This window comes from Klebsiella sp. I138 (genome assembly GCF_051131765.1).
Lineage (GTDB): Bacteria > Pseudomonadota > Gammaproteobacteria > Enterobacterales > Enterobacteriaceae > Klebsiella.
Genome location: NZ_CP180447.1, coordinates 5,244,874 through 5,261,120 on the forward strand (window position 1 = coordinate 5,244,874; position 16,247 = coordinate 5,261,120).

A 16,247-nucleotide genomic window follows, 5' to 3' on the forward strand; every position below is an offset into this window, starting at 1 on the left:
AAAAGGATTTAACCATGACCACGCAATTTTCTACCCCCGTCGTCACCGCCATGCAGGTTATTCCGGTTGCCGGTCACGACAGTATGTTGATGAACCTTAGCGGGGCACATGCTCCGTATTTCACCCGCAACATTGTGATTATCAAAGACAACTCCGGCCATACCGGCGTGGGGGAAATCCCCGGCGGAGAAAAAATCCGTCAGACTCTGGAAGAGGCCGCTGAACTGGTCGTCGGTAAAACGCTTGGTGAATACAAGAATGTCCTGGGCGCGGTACGCGGCCGTTTTGCCGACCGCGATGCCGGCGGCCGTGGTTTGCAAACATTCGATTTACGTACCACCATTCACGTCGTCACCGGAATTGAAGCCGCGCTGCTGGATCTGCTGGGACAGCATCTTGGTGTTAACGTCGCCTCTCTGCTGGGCGATGGTCAACAGCGTAGCGAAGTCGAAATGCTGGGCTACCTGTTCTTCGTCGGCGATCGTCATGCCACGCCGCTGGCCTATCAAAGCCAGACCGATGAGAAATGCGACTGGTACCGGCTTCGTCACGAAGAGGCGATGACGCCGGATGCCGTCGTACGCCTGGCGGAAGCCGCTTATGAAAAGTATGGCTTCAACGATTTCAAACTCAAAGGCGGCGTGCTGGCGGGTGAGGAAGAGGCGGAGTCGATAGTCGCGCTGGCGAAACGTTTCCCGCAGGCGCGCGTGACGCTTGACCCGAATGGCGCCTGGCGCCTGGATGAAGCCATCAAGATTGGTAAGCAGCTGAAAGGCGTGCTGGCCTATGCAGAAGATCCCTGCGGTGCTGAGCAAGGCTTCTCCGGGCGTGAGGTCATGGCGGAGTTCCGTCGTGCCACCGGCCTGCCTACGGCCACTAACATGATTGCCACCGACTGGCGTCAGATGGGACATACTCTGTCCCTGCAATCGGTGGATATTCCGCTGGCGGATCCGCACTTCTGGACCATGCAAGGATCGGTTCGCGTGGCGCAGATGTGCCATGAATTTGGTTTGACCTGGGGTTCGCACTCCAACAACCATTTCGATATTTCGCTGGCGATGTTTACCCACGTTGCAGCGGCAGCGCCAGGCAAAATCACCGCCATCGATACCCATTGGATCTGGCAGGAAGGCAATCAGCGTTTGACCAAACAACCTTTTGAGATCAAAGGTGGTATGGTGCAGGTGCCTGCCACACCTGGCCTGGGCGTCGAGCTGGATATGGACCGGGTCATGCAGGCTAATGAGCTGTATAAAAAACACGGTCTTGGCGCGCGTGATGATGCGACGGCGATGCAATATCTGATCCCGAACTGGACGTTTGACAACAAGCGTCCGTGCATGGTGCGCTAAGGAAAATCCGGTTCCTGCGGGAACCGGAATAGTTTTGCTACCGGGTGTTGGTTCATATTAAGGACAGCGTATGAAAATAGTGATTGCACCGGATTCATACAAGGAGAGCCTGAGTGCCCTGGATGTCGCGAGCGCGATAGAAGCGGGGTTTCAGGAGGTTTATCCTGAAGCAGAGTATGTCAAATTGCCTGTTGCCGATGGCGGAGAAGGGACTGTCGAAGCGATGGTCGCCGCCACTCAGGGGCGTCTGGTGCAGGTTACGGTTACCGGCCCGCTGGGTAAACCGGTCAACGCTTTTTACGGTCTTTCCGGCGATGAGCGCTGTGCGTTTATCGAAATGGCGGCGGCCAGCGGCCTGGAAAGCGTGCCACCGGCATGCCGTAACCCATTGTTCACGACCACCTGGGGAACCGGGGAACTGATTCGTCACGCGCTGGATGCGGGCGTACAGCAGATTATTATTGGTATCGGCGGCAGCGCGACTAACGACGGCGGTGCCGGGATGGTACAGGCGCTGGGCGGAAAGTTGCTGAGTGCCGATAATCAGCAAATAGCCTCGGGCGGCGGTGCACTGGATCAGCTGGTGCGAATTGACCTCAGCGAACTGGATAGTCGCCTGGCCGATTGTCGTATTGACGTGGCCTGCGATGTCACCAACCCGCTGACGGGCCCGGAAGGCGCGGCGGCGGTCTTTGGGCCGCAGAAGGGCGCAACGGCGGAGATGATCGTCCGTCTCGATCGCGCGCTGGCGCATTTTGCGCGCATTATCCAACGCGATTTAGGGGTCGACGTGCTTCATCTTGAAGGCGGGGGCGCGGCGGGCGGTATGGGAGCTGCGCTGTATGCTTTCTGTGGCGCCAGATTACGTCCAGGGATCGAGATAGTGACCGATGCGCTGCATCTCGCCGAGCTGGTGGCTGATGCCGATCTGGTGATTACCGGTGAAGGGCGCATTGATAGTCAGACTGTCCACGGCAAAGTGCCGGTGGGCGTTGCGAAGGTTGCGAAGCGTTTTAATGTGCCGGTTATTGCTATTGCCGGCAGCCTGACCGCCGATGTGGGTATTGTTCACCAGCACGGGCTGGATGCGGTATTCAGCGTGATTTATTCAGTATGCACCCTGGAGGAGGCGCTGGAGAATGCGGCAGATAATGTACGCATGACGGCGAGAAACGTTGCCACAGTGCTGAGCATGGGGCGTAAGCTTTAGCGCGCTTTCCCCGCTAGCGCGACGCTTGCCGGGGAGATGAATCGTGATTTTACCCTTTGACCAGGCCCGGACGCGCGCTGCGCTGTCCGGGCCTGGGCGCTTATATTCCCAGCATTTTGCATGCTTCTCGCGTGACATTATCCATTTCATCCAGCAGTTCAAGCAGCTCCGGCTCCAGCTCTTCGGCGGCGGTACCGGCGCGCAGCTGGCTTTCAAGGGTCTGGCACAGCTTTTTCAGCCGCGGTACCCCGCTATAGCTACAGCTTCCGTGGAGCTTATGTATCAAGTCCAGTAGCCCTTCCGGCTCTTCGCCAACCAGCTGCTCTTCCACTTTATTGCGCACTTCAGGCATAAAGGCGATCAGCATTTGCAGCATCTCTCGGGCCAGGTCCGGCTTCATGGCGGCCTGGCGCAGCGCCAGCTGCCAGTTGAGCGTCACGTTGTGATCGACGGGAGGTTCGACGGGCTCGGGGGCCCGCAGCGGCGCGACATGCCTTCCCGGCTGATAGCGCAGCAGCAGGCTGTGCAGCTTATCCTCTTCGATGGGCTTCGCCAGATAGTCATTCATACCGGCTTTCATCAGCTTCTCTTTTTGCCCGTCAAAGGCGTGAGCGGTGACGGCAATCACCGGGGTTTGTTGCTGATGAGGAAGATGGCGAATCAACTCGCAGGCGCGAATACCGTCCATATCCGGCATCTGAATATCCATCAGAATCAGATCCAGCTGCATCTCTTTGGCCTGCTCGACGGCGCCCTGGCCGCTATCACAGAGCGTAACGTGCTGCACCAGATCTTCCAGTAGCACGCCGATAAGCTTCAGGTTCGCCGGATTATCATCCACTGCCATGACCGTCATTGGCAGCTTGCTACTGTCCGAATGGGGTAGCACGATCGGCGCGCGAGTGCGGCAGGAGGCCGTGAGCGCCGGGATTAACCGCGTGGCGGTCAGCGGTTTGAGCAGGCAGGCGGCAACGCCGTCTTGCTTCAGGGTTTCGGCATTTATCTGTGCATGGCAGGGAAGTGCCAGCAGTAAATGATCGGCCATGGCGCAGGCTTTCGCCAGATTATCCTTTTGCTGCGTCAGGTCACGCATCGAAACCGGAAGACCGGCCAGCAGGATATCGTAGTGCGCCTCTGGCAGTGCGGAAAATGTCGGGCTATACACCACTTCCAGCGGCAGGGTAGCCAGCAGCTCCATGGTGCACTGCGCCGCCGTGGCGTTGGCTTCGATATACGCCAGCGTTTTGCCCGCCAGGCATTGGGTCAGCGGACTCTCCTGAGCAGCGTTGGGGTTGAGATCGAGGTTGATATGGAACCAGAATGTCGAACCGCGATTTGGCTGGCTGTGGAATGAGATATCTCCGCCCATCTCTTTCACCAGTCGCTGGGTAATCACCAGCCCGAGCCCGGTGCCGCCGTGGCGGCGGGAAATGCTGGCATCGGCCTGGCGGAAAGCCTGGAACAGACGGGACTGATCGCGTTCCGGGATCCCAATACCGGTATCGTGGATTTGAATTTCGATTTGTACGCTGGTGTTGCTCAGCGCGCGCTGTTCGACCAGCACGTCAATATTGCCATGTTCGGTAAACTTAATGGCATTCCCCACCAGGTTGGTGATTATCTGCTGCAGGCGCAGGGGGTCGCCGATAATATTATCCGGAACATCATTTTTGATGTTCAGCGTCAGCTCCAGCCCCTTATCATGCGCCGAATGTGCCAGCAGGGTCACGACTTCATCCAGCGCATTACGCAGCAGGAACGGGATGCTTTCAAGAATCAGTTTGCCCGCTTCCAGCTTGGAGAAGTCCAGCACGTCGTTAATGATGGCGAGCAGGTTGTTCGCCGAGCGTTCGATAGTGGTGAGGTGGTCGCGCTGAGTGGTGTTTAAATCGGTTTTCAGCGTCAGGCGGGTAAAGCCAATGACGCCGTTGAGCGGCGTTCGTAGCTCGTGAGACATATTGGCAAGGAATTCTGATTTGATGCGCGCCGCTTCCTGGGCGCGCTTTTTCGCCAGATCCAACTCAACGTTCTGAATCTCCATCTGTTCGAGGGTTTCGCGCAGATCGGAGGTCGCCTGGTCAATATTATGCTGCATCTCTTCGTGATAGGCCGCCAGCGACATTGCCATGGAATTGATGCCATTCTTCAGCATATCCAACTCGCCGAGCATAAACCCTTCGACGCGGCTATCCAGCTGGCCGCGACGAATTCGGTCAACGGTATTCACCATATTGCGGATCGGACCGGTCACGTCGCGCATCAGACGCCAGCCGAAGATCAGCGCAATGCCAATACAGAACAACATCATGACGCTGGAGATAAAAATCTCTTTGTACTGCTGTAGCCGCACCGATTTGAGATCCAGTTCGAGGGCGACATAGCCCAGCATGTTGCCGGGCATTTTGGCATCCGTCGTCGGCGATTCGTCGGGTGAATAGCTTTCTGAGACGATAGGGGTACGCAGAATCATCACATCACCTTTGCGCACCGCGCTCAGCTGACGGGGGAATTTTTCTCCGTTTTCCAGGCGCAGTTCACCGGGATCGAGCTGAAAATTGGAGGTGACGAACAGCCGGTTCTGCGAATCATAGATGGAAATAGCGCGCACAATGTCGGAATGACGGCGATGCAAAACGCTAATCAACTGGCCGATGGACTCGCGGTTTTGCAGATTCATGCCATATTCACTGGAGACCGCCAGGGGTTCAATAATACTGGCTCCGGCGTCTTCCAGCTGGCGCTGCAGGTCGTGGTAGCGATGTGCGACGAAGAAAATACTGAGCAGCAAACCGATGAGAACGGTGGGCGCCAGAATAAGAATCATCATGCGAGCACGTAGGCTGTAGTTGGTCATGCGGTTCCATTATGGGAGAATATACGCTTCATCCTTCAAGTGCTTCTGCGTGGGTGGCTCCGGCAACGGGCTTCTCTTTGCCGCCGGGAACGTGTACTCGCCGCCACCGATGTACTTGAATGGACTCGTGTATAGAGTCAGTTTATTTGATTGAGACAAATCTCTACGATGGCGCAATTCTACTCTGCAAAACGGCGTGTGACGACGCGCCAGATCATAACCGTTACAGTCAATGACCTCGATCCCTTTGGTCAGGGCGTTGCTCGTCACCATGGTAAAGCGCTATTTGTTAATGGCTTATTACCGCAGGAACAGGCTGAAGTTATCGTCGTTGAAGACAAAAAACAGTACTCCCGGGCGCAGGTAAAACGCCGTCTTAATGACAGCCCGCAGCGCCAGGCGCCGCGCTGCCCGCATTTCGGTACCTGCGGCGGCTGCCAGCAGCAGCATGCCAGCGTTGAGCTCCAGCAGCAAAGTAAACGTGCCGCGCTTGCCCGGCTGATGAAGCGGGATGTCGACGACATTATAGCCGCTGCACCGTGGGGATACCGCCGACGCGCGCGTCTGAGCTTGAATTATCAGCCAAAGACCCAACAATTGCAGATAGGCTTTCGCAAGGCCGGCTCCAGCGACATTGTCGATGTAGTGCAGTGCCCCATTTTGGTGCCCAGTCTTGAGGCATTGCTGCCGGCGGTGCGCGAGTGTCTGTCCGGACTGAAAGCACAGCGTCAGCTTGGACATGTCGAGCTGGTGCTGGCGGACAACGGTCCGTTAATGGTTCTGCGCTACACGGCTGGGCTACCCGCCGGCGATAAAGAAAAACTGGAACGATTTTCGCAATCACACGGTCTTGCTCTGTACCTGGCGCCACAAAGCGAGATACTGGAACATATTCGTGGAGAAGCGCCATGGTATACCTCAGACGGGCTACGCTTAATGTTTAGCCCGCGCGACTTCATCCAGGTGAACGATGGCGTCAATCAACTGATGGTACAGACAGCGCTAACGTGGCTGGATATTCAGCCGCAGGACCGGGTGCTCGATCTGTTCTGCGGTATGGGTAATTTTACCTTGCCGCTGGCTACGCGCGCGTCCCATGTCGTGGGCGTCGAAGGCGTTCCGGCGCTGGTCGAGAAGGGGCGAGAAAATGCCGCACTCAATCAGTTGCACAACGTGACATTCTTTCATGAAAACCTGGAAGAAGATGTTACCCGTCAGGCCTGGGCGAAGCATGGTTTTGATAAAATATTACTCGACCCGGCGCGCGCCGGCGCGCCGGGCGTCATACCACACATTATAAAACTGGCCCCGCGTCGCGTCGTCTACGTCTCCTGTAATCCGGCGACGTTAGCACGCGATAGCGAACAACTGCTGCAGGCGGGGTATCAGATTCAACGCCTGGCCATGCTGGACATGTTCCCGCATACCGGACATCTGGAATCAATGGTGTTGTTTGAGCACAGAGATACATAGAATCGTTCGGAGCAGGCCGAGGTAGTCAACCCCCCGGCGTACTGAAGGATGAAGTGTCAACGTTGAGGCTTGCCGACTTCGGCAGGCCAGGTCCCTTAAGGAGAGGACAATGGTTGCGGTAAGAAGTGCACATCTAAATAAAGCTGGTGAATTTGACCCGAAGAAATGGATCGCGAGTCTGGGAATTTCCAGCCAGCAGTCGTGTGAACGCTTAGCCGAAACCTGGGACTATTGTCGCGAGAAAACGCAGGGACATCCTCGAGCGGATCTGCTGTTATGGCGCGGCGTGGAGATGGTGGAAATTCTCTCTACGTTGAGCATGGATATTGATACGCTGCGGGCCGCGATGCTGTTCCCGCTGGCGGATGGTAACGTTGTCACCGAAGAGGTGATGCAGGAGAGCGTCGGCAAATCCGTCGTGACGTTGATTCACGGCGTGCGCGATATGGCCGCGATTCGCCAGCTCAAAGCTACCCACACCGACTCCGTCTCCTCTGAGCAGGTCGATAATATTCGTCGCATGCTGCTCGCGATGGTCGACGATTTCCGCTGCGTGGTTATTAAGCTCGCCGAGCGAATAGCCCACCTGCGGGAAGTCAAAGATGAGCCCGAAGACGAACGCGTGCTGGCGGCAAAAGAGTGCACCAATATCTATGCCCCGCTGGCCAACCGCTTAGGCATCGGCCAGCTGAAATGGGAGCTGGAAGACTATTGCTTCCGCTACCTGCATCCTGATGAATACAAGCGTATCGCCAAACTGCTGCATGAACGCCGCATCGATCGTGAACACTACATTGATGAATTCGTCGGCCATTTACGTTCAGAAATGAAAACGGAAGGCGTCAAAGCTGAAGTGTACGGGCGGCCGAAGCACATCTACAGCATCTGGCGAAAAATGCAGAAAAAACATCTCACCTTTGATGAGCTGTTTGACGTGCGTGCGGTTCGTATTGTCGCGGAGCGCCTGCAGGACTGCTATGCCGCTCTGGGGATCGTGCACACGCATTACCGTCATCTCCCGGATGAGTTCGATGATTACGTTGCCAACCCAAAACCAAACGGGTACCAGTCGATTCATACCGTAGTGCTGGGCCCCGGCGGTAAAACGGTTGAGATCCAGATTCGTACCCGGCAGATGCATGAAGATGCGGAGCTGGGCGTTGCCGCGCACTGGAAGTACAAAGAAGGTGCCGGGGCGGTCGTTGGTGGCGGGCGCGGTTATGAAGATCGTATTGCCTGGCTGCGTAAGCTGATCGCCTGGCAGGAAGAGATGGCTGACTCCGGCGAAATGCTGGATGAGGTCCGTAGCCAGGTCTTTGACGACCGGGTTTACGTCTTTACGCCAAAAGGTGACGTCGTTGATTTACCCGCCGGCTCCACGCCGCTCGACTTTGCCTACCATATCCACAGCGATGTCGGCCACCGCTGCATTGGTGCCAAAATCAGCGGGCGTATTGTGCCGTTCACCTATCAGCTGCAAATGGGCGATCAGATTGAAATCATTACCCAGAAGCAGCCAAATCCGAGCCGAGACTGGCTGAACCCGAACCTTGGCTATGTCACCACCAGCCGCGGGCGTTCCAAAATCCACGCCTGGTTCCGTAAGCAGGATCGCGACAAAAATATTCTCGCCGGGCGACAGATTCTCGATGATGAACTGGAGCATCTGGGCATCAGCCTCAAAGAGGCCGAAAAGCATCTTCTGCCGCGCTACAACTTCAATGAGCTGGATGAGCTACTGGCGGCCATTGGCGGCGGAGACATCCGTCTTAATCAGATGGTTAACTTCCTGCAGTCGCAGTTCAATAAGCCGAGCGCCGAAGAACAGGATGCGGCGGCGCTGAAGCAGTTGCAGCAGAAAAGCTGGGCGCCGCAGAATCGCAGCAAAGACAATGGCCGGGTGGTTGTGGAAGGCGTTGGCAATCTGATGCATCACATCGCGCGCTGCTGCCAGCCGATACCTGGGGATGAGATCGTTGGTTTTATCACCCAGGGGCGCGGGATTTCCGTGCACCGGGCGGACTGCGATCAGCTGGCTGAGCTGCAATCGCATGCTCCGGAGCGCATCGTTGACGCGGTCTGGGGGGAAAGCTATTCCGCCGGCTACTCACTGGTCGTACGCGTAGTAGCTAACGATCGCAGCGGCCTGCTGCGCGATATCACCACCATCCTCGCCAACGAAAAAGTGAACGTACTTGGCGTGGCCAGCCGGAGTGATACCAAACAGCAGCTGGCTACCATCGATATGAACATTGAGATCTACAACCTGCAGGTGCTGGGCCGGGTGCTTGGAAAACTGAACCAGGTTCCGGATGTCATTGATGCCCGCCGCCTGCACGGCGGGTAATGACTTTCCCTCTCATGCAACCCTCTCCCTGGCGGGGGAGGGTTGCGCGCATTGTTGACCCGCGAGCCACTCTGATTTCCCCCGCGTTTTAGCCGGGAGAAGGTATAAAAACACTCTATTGCAAGGAATCACTATGACCCAAATCGATCGCCTGCTTGGCATTATGAAACGCCTGCGTGATCCGGAAAACGGCTGTCCGTGGGACAAAGAGCAGACCTTCGCTACTATCGCTCCGTATACCCTTGAGGAGACATACGAAGTGCTGGATGCCATCGCCCGCGAAGATTTCGACGATCTGCGCGGCGAGCTGGGAGACCTGCTGTTTCAGGTGGTGTTCTACGCCCAGATGGCGCAGGAAGAGGGCCGTTTTGCGTTTGACGACATCTGCGCCGCCATCAGCGACAAACTGGAGCGCCGCCATCCGCATATCTTCGGCGATGCCACTGCCGGTAACAGTGCCGAAGTCCTGGCGCGTTGGGAGCAGATTAAAAGCGCTGAGCGGGCGGAAAAGGCGCAGCATTCCGCGCTAGACGATATTCCACACAGCCTGCCGGCGCTGATGCGCGCGCATAAAATTCAGCGTCGCTGCTCGGCGGTCGGGTTTGACTGGACGTCCCTTGGCCCGGTGCTGGACAAAGTGCATGAAGAGATTGACGAGGTTATGCACGAGGCGCAGCAGGCCGTCGTGGATGAAGCTAAACTGGAGGAGGAAATGGGCGACCTGCTGTTCGCAACGGTTAATTTATCCCGCCATTTAGGGGTAAAAGCCGAAGTGGCCTTGCAGAAAGCGAACCTGAAATTCGAACGCCGCTTCCGCGAAGTCGAACGAATTGTCGCCGCTCGCGGGCTGGAAATGACTGGCGTAGACCTCAATATCATGGAAGAAGTGTGGCAAGAGGTAAAACGGCAGGAAACTGATCTCTAACGGAATTTTGCGATCAAGCGCTATTTGTGTGATTTTTTAAATGACAAGCGCTTGATTTGCGTCAAAAACATTTACCCAAAAGGGGCTATTTTCTCACTCCTTATGTTTGTCATAGCCTGGAAAGGAGACGGAGAATGAAAGTTTGTGGCGCTCGTCGTGTTCGGGTATACTACTTTCCCGTCCTGGTTATTCCATCGTTTCACCCTAACTTCTCAGGTTCAGCATGACAACGAACTATATTTTTGTGACCGGCGGGGTCGTATCCTCTCTGGGTAAAGGCATTGCCGCAGCCTCCCTGGCCGCTATTCTCGAAGCCCGTGGGCTTAACGTAACCATGATGAAACTGGATCCGTACATCAACGTCGATCCGGGCACCATGAGCCCAATCCAACACGGGGAAGTGTTCGTTACTGAAGACGGCGCTGAAACCGATCTGGACCTGGGTCACTACGAGCGCTTCATCCGCACCAAAATGAGCCGTCGCAACAACTTCACCACGGGTCGTATTTACTCCGACGTGCTGCGTAAAGAGCGTCGCGGTGACTATCTGGGCGCAACCGTACAGGTTATCCCGCACATCACTAACGCAATTAAAGAGCGCGTGCTTGCCGGTGGCGAAGGTCACGACGTGGTGCTGGTTGAAATCGGCGGTACCGTCGGTGATATCGAATCCCTGCCGTTCCTTGAAGCTATCCGTCAGATGGCGGTAGAAATCGGCCGCGAGCATACCCTGTTTATGCATTTGACCCTGGTGCCGTACATGGCAGCAGCGGGTGAAGTCAAAACCAAACCGACTCAGCACTCCGTTAAAGAGCTGCTTTCCATCGGTATTCAGCCAGATATCCTGATCTGCCGCTCCGATCGCGCGGTGCCGGCCAACGAACGTGCTAAAATTGCATTGTTCTGCAACGTTCCGGAAAAGGCTGTTATTTCTCTGAAAGATGTCGATTCCATTTATAAAATTCCGGGCCTGTTGAAATCTCAGGGGCTGGACGATTATATTTGTAAACGATTCAGCTTAAACTGTCCGGAAGCAAACCTGGCCGAATGGGAACAGGTTATCTACGAAGAAGCTAACCCGGCGGGTGAAGTCACGATCGGTATGGTCGGCAAGTACATTGAACTGCCGGACGCTTACAAATCCGTGATTGAAGCGCTGAAACACGGTGGTCTGAAAAACCGCGTGACCGTTAACATCAAGCTGATTGATTCGCAGGATGTGGAAACGCGCGGCGTCGAAATTCTGAAAAATTTAGACGCTATCCTGATCCCTGGTGGCTTCGGCTACCGTGGCGTTGAAGGGAAGATTGCCACTGCACGCTATGCGCGTGAAAACAATATTCCATATTTGGGCATCTGTCTGGGTATGCAGGTTGCGCTGATTGAGTTTGCGCGCAACGTAGCGGGGATGGAAAACGCCAACTCCACAGAATTTGTGCCAGACTGTAAGTACCCGGTAGTGGCACTCATTACTGAATGGCGTGATGAAGAAGGCAACGTTGAGGTGCGCACTGAGAAGAGCGACCTCGGCGGCACCATGCGCCTTGGCGCACAGCAGTGCCAGCTGGACGACGCAAGCCTGGTTCGCCAGCTGTACGGTGAATCGACTATCACTGAGCGTCATCGTCACCGCTACGAAGTCAACAACATGTTGTTGAAACCAATTGAAAATGCGGGTCTGCGTGTTGCGGGCCGTTCCGGGGATGATCAGTTGGTCGAGATCATCGAAGTGCCGAATCACCCGTGGTTCGTTGCTTGTCAGTTCCATCCGGAGTTTACTTCGACGCCGCGTGATGGCCATCCGCTGTTCGCTGGTTTTGTGAAAGCGGCAAGCGAGTATCAAAAGCGTCAGGCGAAGTAAAAAGAGTTAGTACGGCAATGCACCCATTCGGGTGCATTGTTTGTCTGGAGTTTTAGTTTAACTTGTACTGAGGAAAACCTAATGTCCAAAATCGTTAAAGTCATCGGTCGTGAAATCATCGACTCCCGTGGTAACCCGACTGTTGAAGCCGAAGTACACCTGGAAGGTGGTTTCGTTGGTATGGCAGCAGCTCCGTCAGGTGCTTCTACTGGTTCCCGCGAAGCGCTGGAACTGCGCGATGGCGACAAATCCCGTTTCATGGGTAAAGGCGTACTGAAAGCTGTTGGCGCAGTCAACGGCCCGATCGCTCAGGCAATCCTTGGCAAAGACGCCAAAGATCAGGCTGGCATCGATAAAATCATGATCGACCTGGACGGTACTGAAAACAAATCTAACTTCGGTGCGAACGCAATTCTGGCTGTGTCTCTGGCTAACGCCAAAGCAGCTGCTGCCTCTAAAGGCCAGCCGCTGTACGAACACATCGCTGAGCTGAACGGCACTCCGGGCAAATTCTCCATGCCGGTTCCGATGATGAACATCATCAACGGTGGTGAGCACGCAGACAACAACGTCGACATCCAGGAATTTATGATTCAGCCGGTTGGCGCTAAATCCCTGAAAGAAGCCGTACGTATGGGTTCTGAAGTGTTCCATAACCTGGCTAAGGTTCTGAAATCTAAAGGTATGAACACTGCAGTTGGTGACGAAGGTGGCTACGCGCCGAACCTGGGCTCCAACGCTGAAGCTCTGGCAGTAATCGCTGAAGCGGTTAAAGCTGCTGGCTATGAGCTGGGTACCGACATCACTCTGGCGATGGACTGTGCTGCGTCTGAATTCTACAAAGATGGTAAATACGTTCTGGCCGGCGAAGGCAACAAAGCGTTCACCTCTGAAGAATTCACTCACTTCCTGGAAGACCTGACCAAACAGTACCCGATCGTATCTATCGAAGACGGTCTGGACGAGTCTGACTGGGATGGTTTCGCATACCAGACTAAAGTACTGGGCGACAAAATCCAGCTGGTTGGTGACGATCTGTTCGTAACCAACACCAAGATCCTGAAAGAAGGTATCGACAAAGGCATCGTTAACTCCATCCTGATCAAATTCAACCAGATCGGTTCTCTGACCGAAACTCTGGCTGCGATCAAAATGGCGAAAGATGCTGGCTACACTGCCGTTATCTCTCACCGTTCTGGCGAAACTGAAGATGCAACCATCGCTGACCTGGCGGTAGGTACTGCTGCAGGCCAGATCAAAACCGGTTCCATGAGCCGTTCTGACCGCGTTGCTAAATACAACCAGCTGATTCGTATCGAAGAAGCTCTGGGCGAAAAAGCACCGTTCAACGGTCGTAAAGAGATCAAAGGTCAGGCATAAGCCTGTCTTTATCTGATATGAAAATGCCAGTCTTCGGACTGGCATTTTTTTTAGCTGGGTTACGGTGATTACTTAAAATCGACCGCCATCTGCTGCGGAATAGTAAGCCCGCGGGTGGTTTGCACGCAGCGATCGATATAGTCGGTAAAGCGCGGCGGTTTTGGCATTCCCAGACTGAGCAGCTTGTCGTTGCTAAATCGCACATTTAGCGTGGCGAAGGCGCCGTAGAGACGCATTGCTTTCAGCATCAAGCGCTCGTTGCATGGACCAAAAATATCTTTCAGCTCACGACGCATCTTGACCAGCGTCTCGTAGCTCACTTGTGCATACTTATCGCCAACGGGAACCTGCTCCAGCGCAGAAGCCATGGCGCGATCGATCTCCGCAAACTTCACGCTATTCTCTTCCCCTGCTGAAATATGCACGACTTCGCCTTGAGCCAGCTGGTTATCGAGCAGCATCATCAGCGCATCGGCGCAGTAGTCGACGGGGATAACATCGATCCTGTCTTCCATAGAGCAGAGGAATTTTTGCAGCATTAAGCCCATGCTGAATACCCAGAAGATACTGCTGGAGGGCTGGCAGCCGTGATGGGTATGGCCCACAACGATTGAAGGACGGGCAATCGTCAACGGCAGCGTTGGGCACGTCTGCTGCATCAGCTGTTCTATCGTCGATTTGGAGTGGGTGTACTCGACGAGGTGTTCCGCACGTTCACGAAACTCGGCGCTTTCAGCGACCAGAGAGTCGGGTTCTGGAGAGCATGACATGGCGGTGCCAACGTGCAGGAAACGCTGTAGCCCGGCAACCCGGGACATCCGCTGGGCAAACTGCAGGGTACCTTCCACGTTCACTTTCCAGATGAGCGGGTTATTGCCAAAGGAGGCGACGGCCGCGCAGTTGAGCACATGGGTCACCTGTTCCAGACGCGGGTCGGACAGAAATTCTGCGGGGTTGGCTAAATCACCTGCCAGAATATGCTGGGTGCCCAGCGCCGCCAGTCTCTCCTCAGAGACATTGAACTTGCGCATGTTTTCTTTGACCCGAGCAAGAGCCGCTTCACCATTATCGGCACGAACTAAAAGCAGCAGATTAATCCCGTTCTTTTGGTTCAGGATATTCTCTAAAACCGCTCCCCCCAGAAATCCGGTAACGCCTGTAATTAATAATGTATTCATGAACGCAGTCTCATCATGGTTGGTCGACTGGATTCTAGGCGGCTGAAACTAAACGGAGACTCAATGGAAAATGGCCGGCGGAAAGGCTTCCTTAAGACCGAATTAAGGTTACGAACGGACGTGGATAGCATTGGACATCGGCGCAACAAAGAAGATTCTGTTTTTCATGTTTCCATTTGTACATGCATGATTTTCATGGTTATTGTTTCATGGTTAATCGGTTTTATATATTTGTTGAAATGTAATTTCTAACATATTTAGTTACACCAAAAGCAGCCATATAAAAATTGAAATACATGCAGAAATAATCCTGCGTGGTTTATTTCTCTCGCCGCTGACTTTTTCTAAAGTGAAGGGCGGATAAAGACGAAGGAACGGATTTTTATTGGTTGATGGGCTATAACCATAGTATGACTTCAGGAAGTGCTGACAACCGGCAATCGCAGCCGGGGACAAGACCTCGGCGCTTAAATCTGCGATAATGATCGTTTCGAACCTAAACAGAGATGATTATGCAGTACCCGATTAACGAGATGTTCCAGACCTTGCAAGGCGAGGGTTACTTTACCGGCGTGCCTGCCATTTTTATCCGTTTGCAGGGATGCCCGGTTGGTTGCGCCTGGTGCGATACCAAACATACCTGGGACAAACTTGCCGATCGGGAAGTGTCGCTGTTTAGCATTCTGGCGAAAACCAAAGAGAGTGATAAATGGGGCCCCGCAAGCGGCGAAGATCTGCTGGCAATCATCGGGCGTCAGGACTGGACCGCGCGCCACGTTGTCATCACCGGCGGCGAACCCTGCATTCATGATTTAACCCCGCTGACCACGCTGCTGGAGCAAAACGGGTTCAGCTGTCAGATTGAAACCAGCGGTACCCATGAAGTGCGCTGCAGCCCTAACACCTGGGTGACCGTATCACCGAAGGTTAATATGCGCGGTGGTTATGATGTGCTGTCGCAGGCGCTGCTGCGAGCAGATGAAATTAAGCATCCGGTAGGTCGCGTGCGGGATATCGAAGCGCTGGATGAACTGCTGGATACGCTGAGTGATGACAAACCGCGGATCATCGCCCTGCAGCCCATCAGCCAGAAAGACGACGCCACGCGTCTGTGCATTGAAACCTGTATCGCCCGTAACTGGCGACTCTCCATGCAGACGCACAAGTATCTGAATATTGCCTGATAAAAAGGCCCGGTCGCACAGTGCGAACCGGGCCTTTCTGTTCTGCGGGCCGGGAAACGATATGTTCCCGGTCAGAGCATCATTCGCCGCGATAGATGCAGCCTGCGGTACAGGTCTCTTTAATCATCACCGCGCTCAGCAGCGGAACGACCGGTTTGACCTGCTGCCAGATCCAGCGGGACAGCACTTCGCTGGTTGGGTTTTCCAGGCCGGGAATATCGTTCAGGTAGAAGTGATCCAGGCGATCGTAGGTCGGCTTAAACGCGGCCTTGAGTTCGGCAAAATCCATGATCCAGCCCGTGTGGGGATCGACTTCACCGGTAATCTCCAGACGCACCATAAAAGAGTGACCGTGCAGGCGACCGCACTTATGACCTTCCGGTACGTGAGGCAGGTGGTGGGCGGCTTCGAAGGTGAAATCTTTAAACAGGGTGGTGGACATCTTTTACTCTCAATAAGACAAAAAAACCGCCGTAGGGT

11 protein-coding genes are annotated in these 16,247 nt (G+C 54.8%); 8 read left to right on the plus strand and 3 right to left on the minus strand.

Annotated features, from left to right (window positions below; genetic code table 11):
- Positions 1-14: 14 nt before the first annotated feature.
- On the plus strand, positions 15-1,355 hold the full coding sequence (gene gudD, locus ACMYSK_RS24565) for a glucarate dehydratase (RefSeq protein ID WP_434639062.1): 1,341 nt from the start codon (positions 15-17) through the stop codon (positions 1,353-1,355).
- A 70-nt stretch (positions 1,356-1,425) separates the two neighbouring features.
- Complete coding sequence (locus ACMYSK_RS24570) at positions 1,426-2,565, plus strand: glycerate kinase (protein WP_434639063.1); 1,140 nt, start codon at positions 1,426-1,428, stop codon at positions 2,563-2,565.
- 100 nt (positions 2,566-2,665) lie between these two features.
- On the opposite strand, the gene barA is transcribed toward ACMYSK_RS24570, so the two are convergent.
- Positions 2,666-5,419, minus strand: a complete 2,754-nt coding sequence (gene barA, locus ACMYSK_RS24575; protein WP_434639064.1) for a two-component sensor histidine kinase BarA — start codon at positions 5,417-5,419, stop codon at positions 2,666-2,668.
- A gap of 168 nt (positions 5,420-5,587) precedes the next feature.
- On the opposite strand from barA, the gene rlmD reads away from it, so the two are divergent.
- The 5 genes from rlmD (at position 5,588) to eno (ending at position 13,405) form a co-directional block, all read left to right on the plus strand.
- Entirely contained in the window at positions 5,588-6,892 is a 1,305-nt protein-coding gene (gene rlmD, locus ACMYSK_RS24580) for a 23S rRNA (uracil(1939)-C(5))-methyltransferase RlmD (protein WP_434639065.1), read from the plus strand.
- A gap of 109 nt (positions 6,893-7,001) precedes the next feature.
- On the plus strand, positions 7,002-9,239 hold the full coding sequence (relA, locus tag ACMYSK_RS24585) for a GTP diphosphokinase (RefSeq protein ID WP_434639066.1): 2,238 nt from the start codon (positions 7,002-7,004) through the stop codon (positions 9,237-9,239).
- Positions 9,240-9,372: 133 nt separating this feature from the next.
- Positions 9,373-10,164: a nucleoside triphosphate pyrophosphohydrolase gene (mazG, locus tag ACMYSK_RS24590; RefSeq protein ID WP_434639067.1), complete on the plus strand. Its 792-nt coding sequence runs from the start codon at positions 9,373-9,375 to the stop codon at positions 10,162-10,164.
- Between the two features lie 223 nt (positions 10,165-10,387).
- The gene (gene pyrG, locus ACMYSK_RS24595) at positions 10,388-12,025 is read left to right on the plus strand and encodes a glutamine hydrolyzing CTP synthase (protein ID WP_434639068.1); all 1,638 of its coding nucleotides are present in this window, start codon (positions 10,388-10,390) and stop codon (positions 12,023-12,025) included.
- Between the two features lie 81 nt (positions 12,026-12,106).
- Positions 12,107-13,405 carry a phosphopyruvate hydratase gene (gene eno / locus ACMYSK_RS24600; RefSeq protein ID WP_434639069.1) on the plus strand — a complete coding sequence of 433 codons (1,299 nt, stop codon included), beginning with the start codon at positions 12,107-12,109 and terminating at the stop codon, positions 13,403-13,405.
- A 68-nt stretch (positions 13,406-13,473) separates the two neighbouring features.
- Here the strand turns inward: eno and ACMYSK_RS24605 are convergent, their stop codons facing one another.
- Positions 13,474-14,583, minus strand: a complete 1,110-nt coding sequence (locus ACMYSK_RS24605) for an SDR family oxidoreductase (protein ID WP_434639070.1) — start codon at positions 14,581-14,583, stop codon at positions 13,474-13,476.
- Positions 14,584-15,095: 512 nt separating this feature from the next.
- On the opposite strand from ACMYSK_RS24605, the gene queE reads away from it, so the two are divergent.
- Entirely contained in the window at positions 15,096-15,767 is a 672-nt protein-coding gene (gene queE / locus ACMYSK_RS24610; protein ID WP_434639071.1) for a 7-carboxy-7-deazaguanine synthase QueE, read from the plus strand.
- A 79-nt stretch (positions 15,768-15,846) separates the two neighbouring features.
- On the opposite strand, the gene queD is transcribed toward queE, so the two are convergent.
- Complete coding sequence (gene queD, locus ACMYSK_RS24615; protein WP_434639072.1) at positions 15,847-16,209, minus strand: 6-carboxytetrahydropterin synthase QueD; 363 nt, start codon at positions 16,207-16,209, stop codon at positions 15,847-15,849.
- Between the last annotated feature and the right edge of the window lie 38 nt (positions 16,210-16,247).

What these genes read in the sequence shown, in the direction of transcription:
- gudD (WP_434639062.1), top strand. Translation starts at nt 15, where the DNA reads ATGACCACGCAATTTTCTACCCCCGTCGTCACCGCCATGCAGGTTATT.
- ACMYSK_RS24570 (WP_434639063.1), top strand. Translation starts at nt 1,426, where the DNA reads ATGAAAATAGTGATTGCACCGGATTCATACAAGGAGAGCCTGAGTGCC.
- barA (WP_434639064.1), bottom strand. Translation starts at nt 5,419, where the DNA reads ATGACCAACTACAGCCTACGTGCTCGCATGATGATTCTTATTCTGGCG.
- rlmD (WP_434639065.1), top strand. Translation starts at nt 5,588, where the DNA reads ATGGCGCAATTCTACTCTGCAAAACGGCGTGTGACGACGCGCCAGATC.
- relA (WP_434639066.1), top strand. Translation starts at nt 7,002, where the DNA reads ATGGTTGCGGTAAGAAGTGCACATCTAAATAAAGCTGGTGAATTTGAC.
- mazG (WP_434639067.1), top strand. Translation starts at nt 9,373, where the DNA reads ATGACCCAAATCGATCGCCTGCTTGGCATTATGAAACGCCTGCGTGAT.
- pyrG (WP_434639068.1), top strand. Translation starts at nt 10,388, where the DNA reads ATGACAACGAACTATATTTTTGTGACCGGCGGGGTCGTATCCTCTCTG.
- eno (WP_434639069.1), top strand. Translation starts at nt 12,107, where the DNA reads ATGTCCAAAATCGTTAAAGTCATCGGTCGTGAAATCATCGACTCCCGT.
- ACMYSK_RS24605 (WP_434639070.1), bottom strand. Translation starts at nt 14,583, where the DNA reads ATGAATACATTATTAATTACAGGCGTTACCGGATTTCTGGGGGGAGCG.
- queE (WP_434639071.1), top strand. Translation starts at nt 15,096, where the DNA reads ATGCAGTACCCGATTAACGAGATGTTCCAGACCTTGCAAGGCGAGGGT.
- queD (WP_434639072.1), bottom strand. Translation starts at nt 16,209, where the DNA reads ATGTCCACCACCCTGTTTAAAGATTTCACCTTCGAAGCCGCCCACCAC.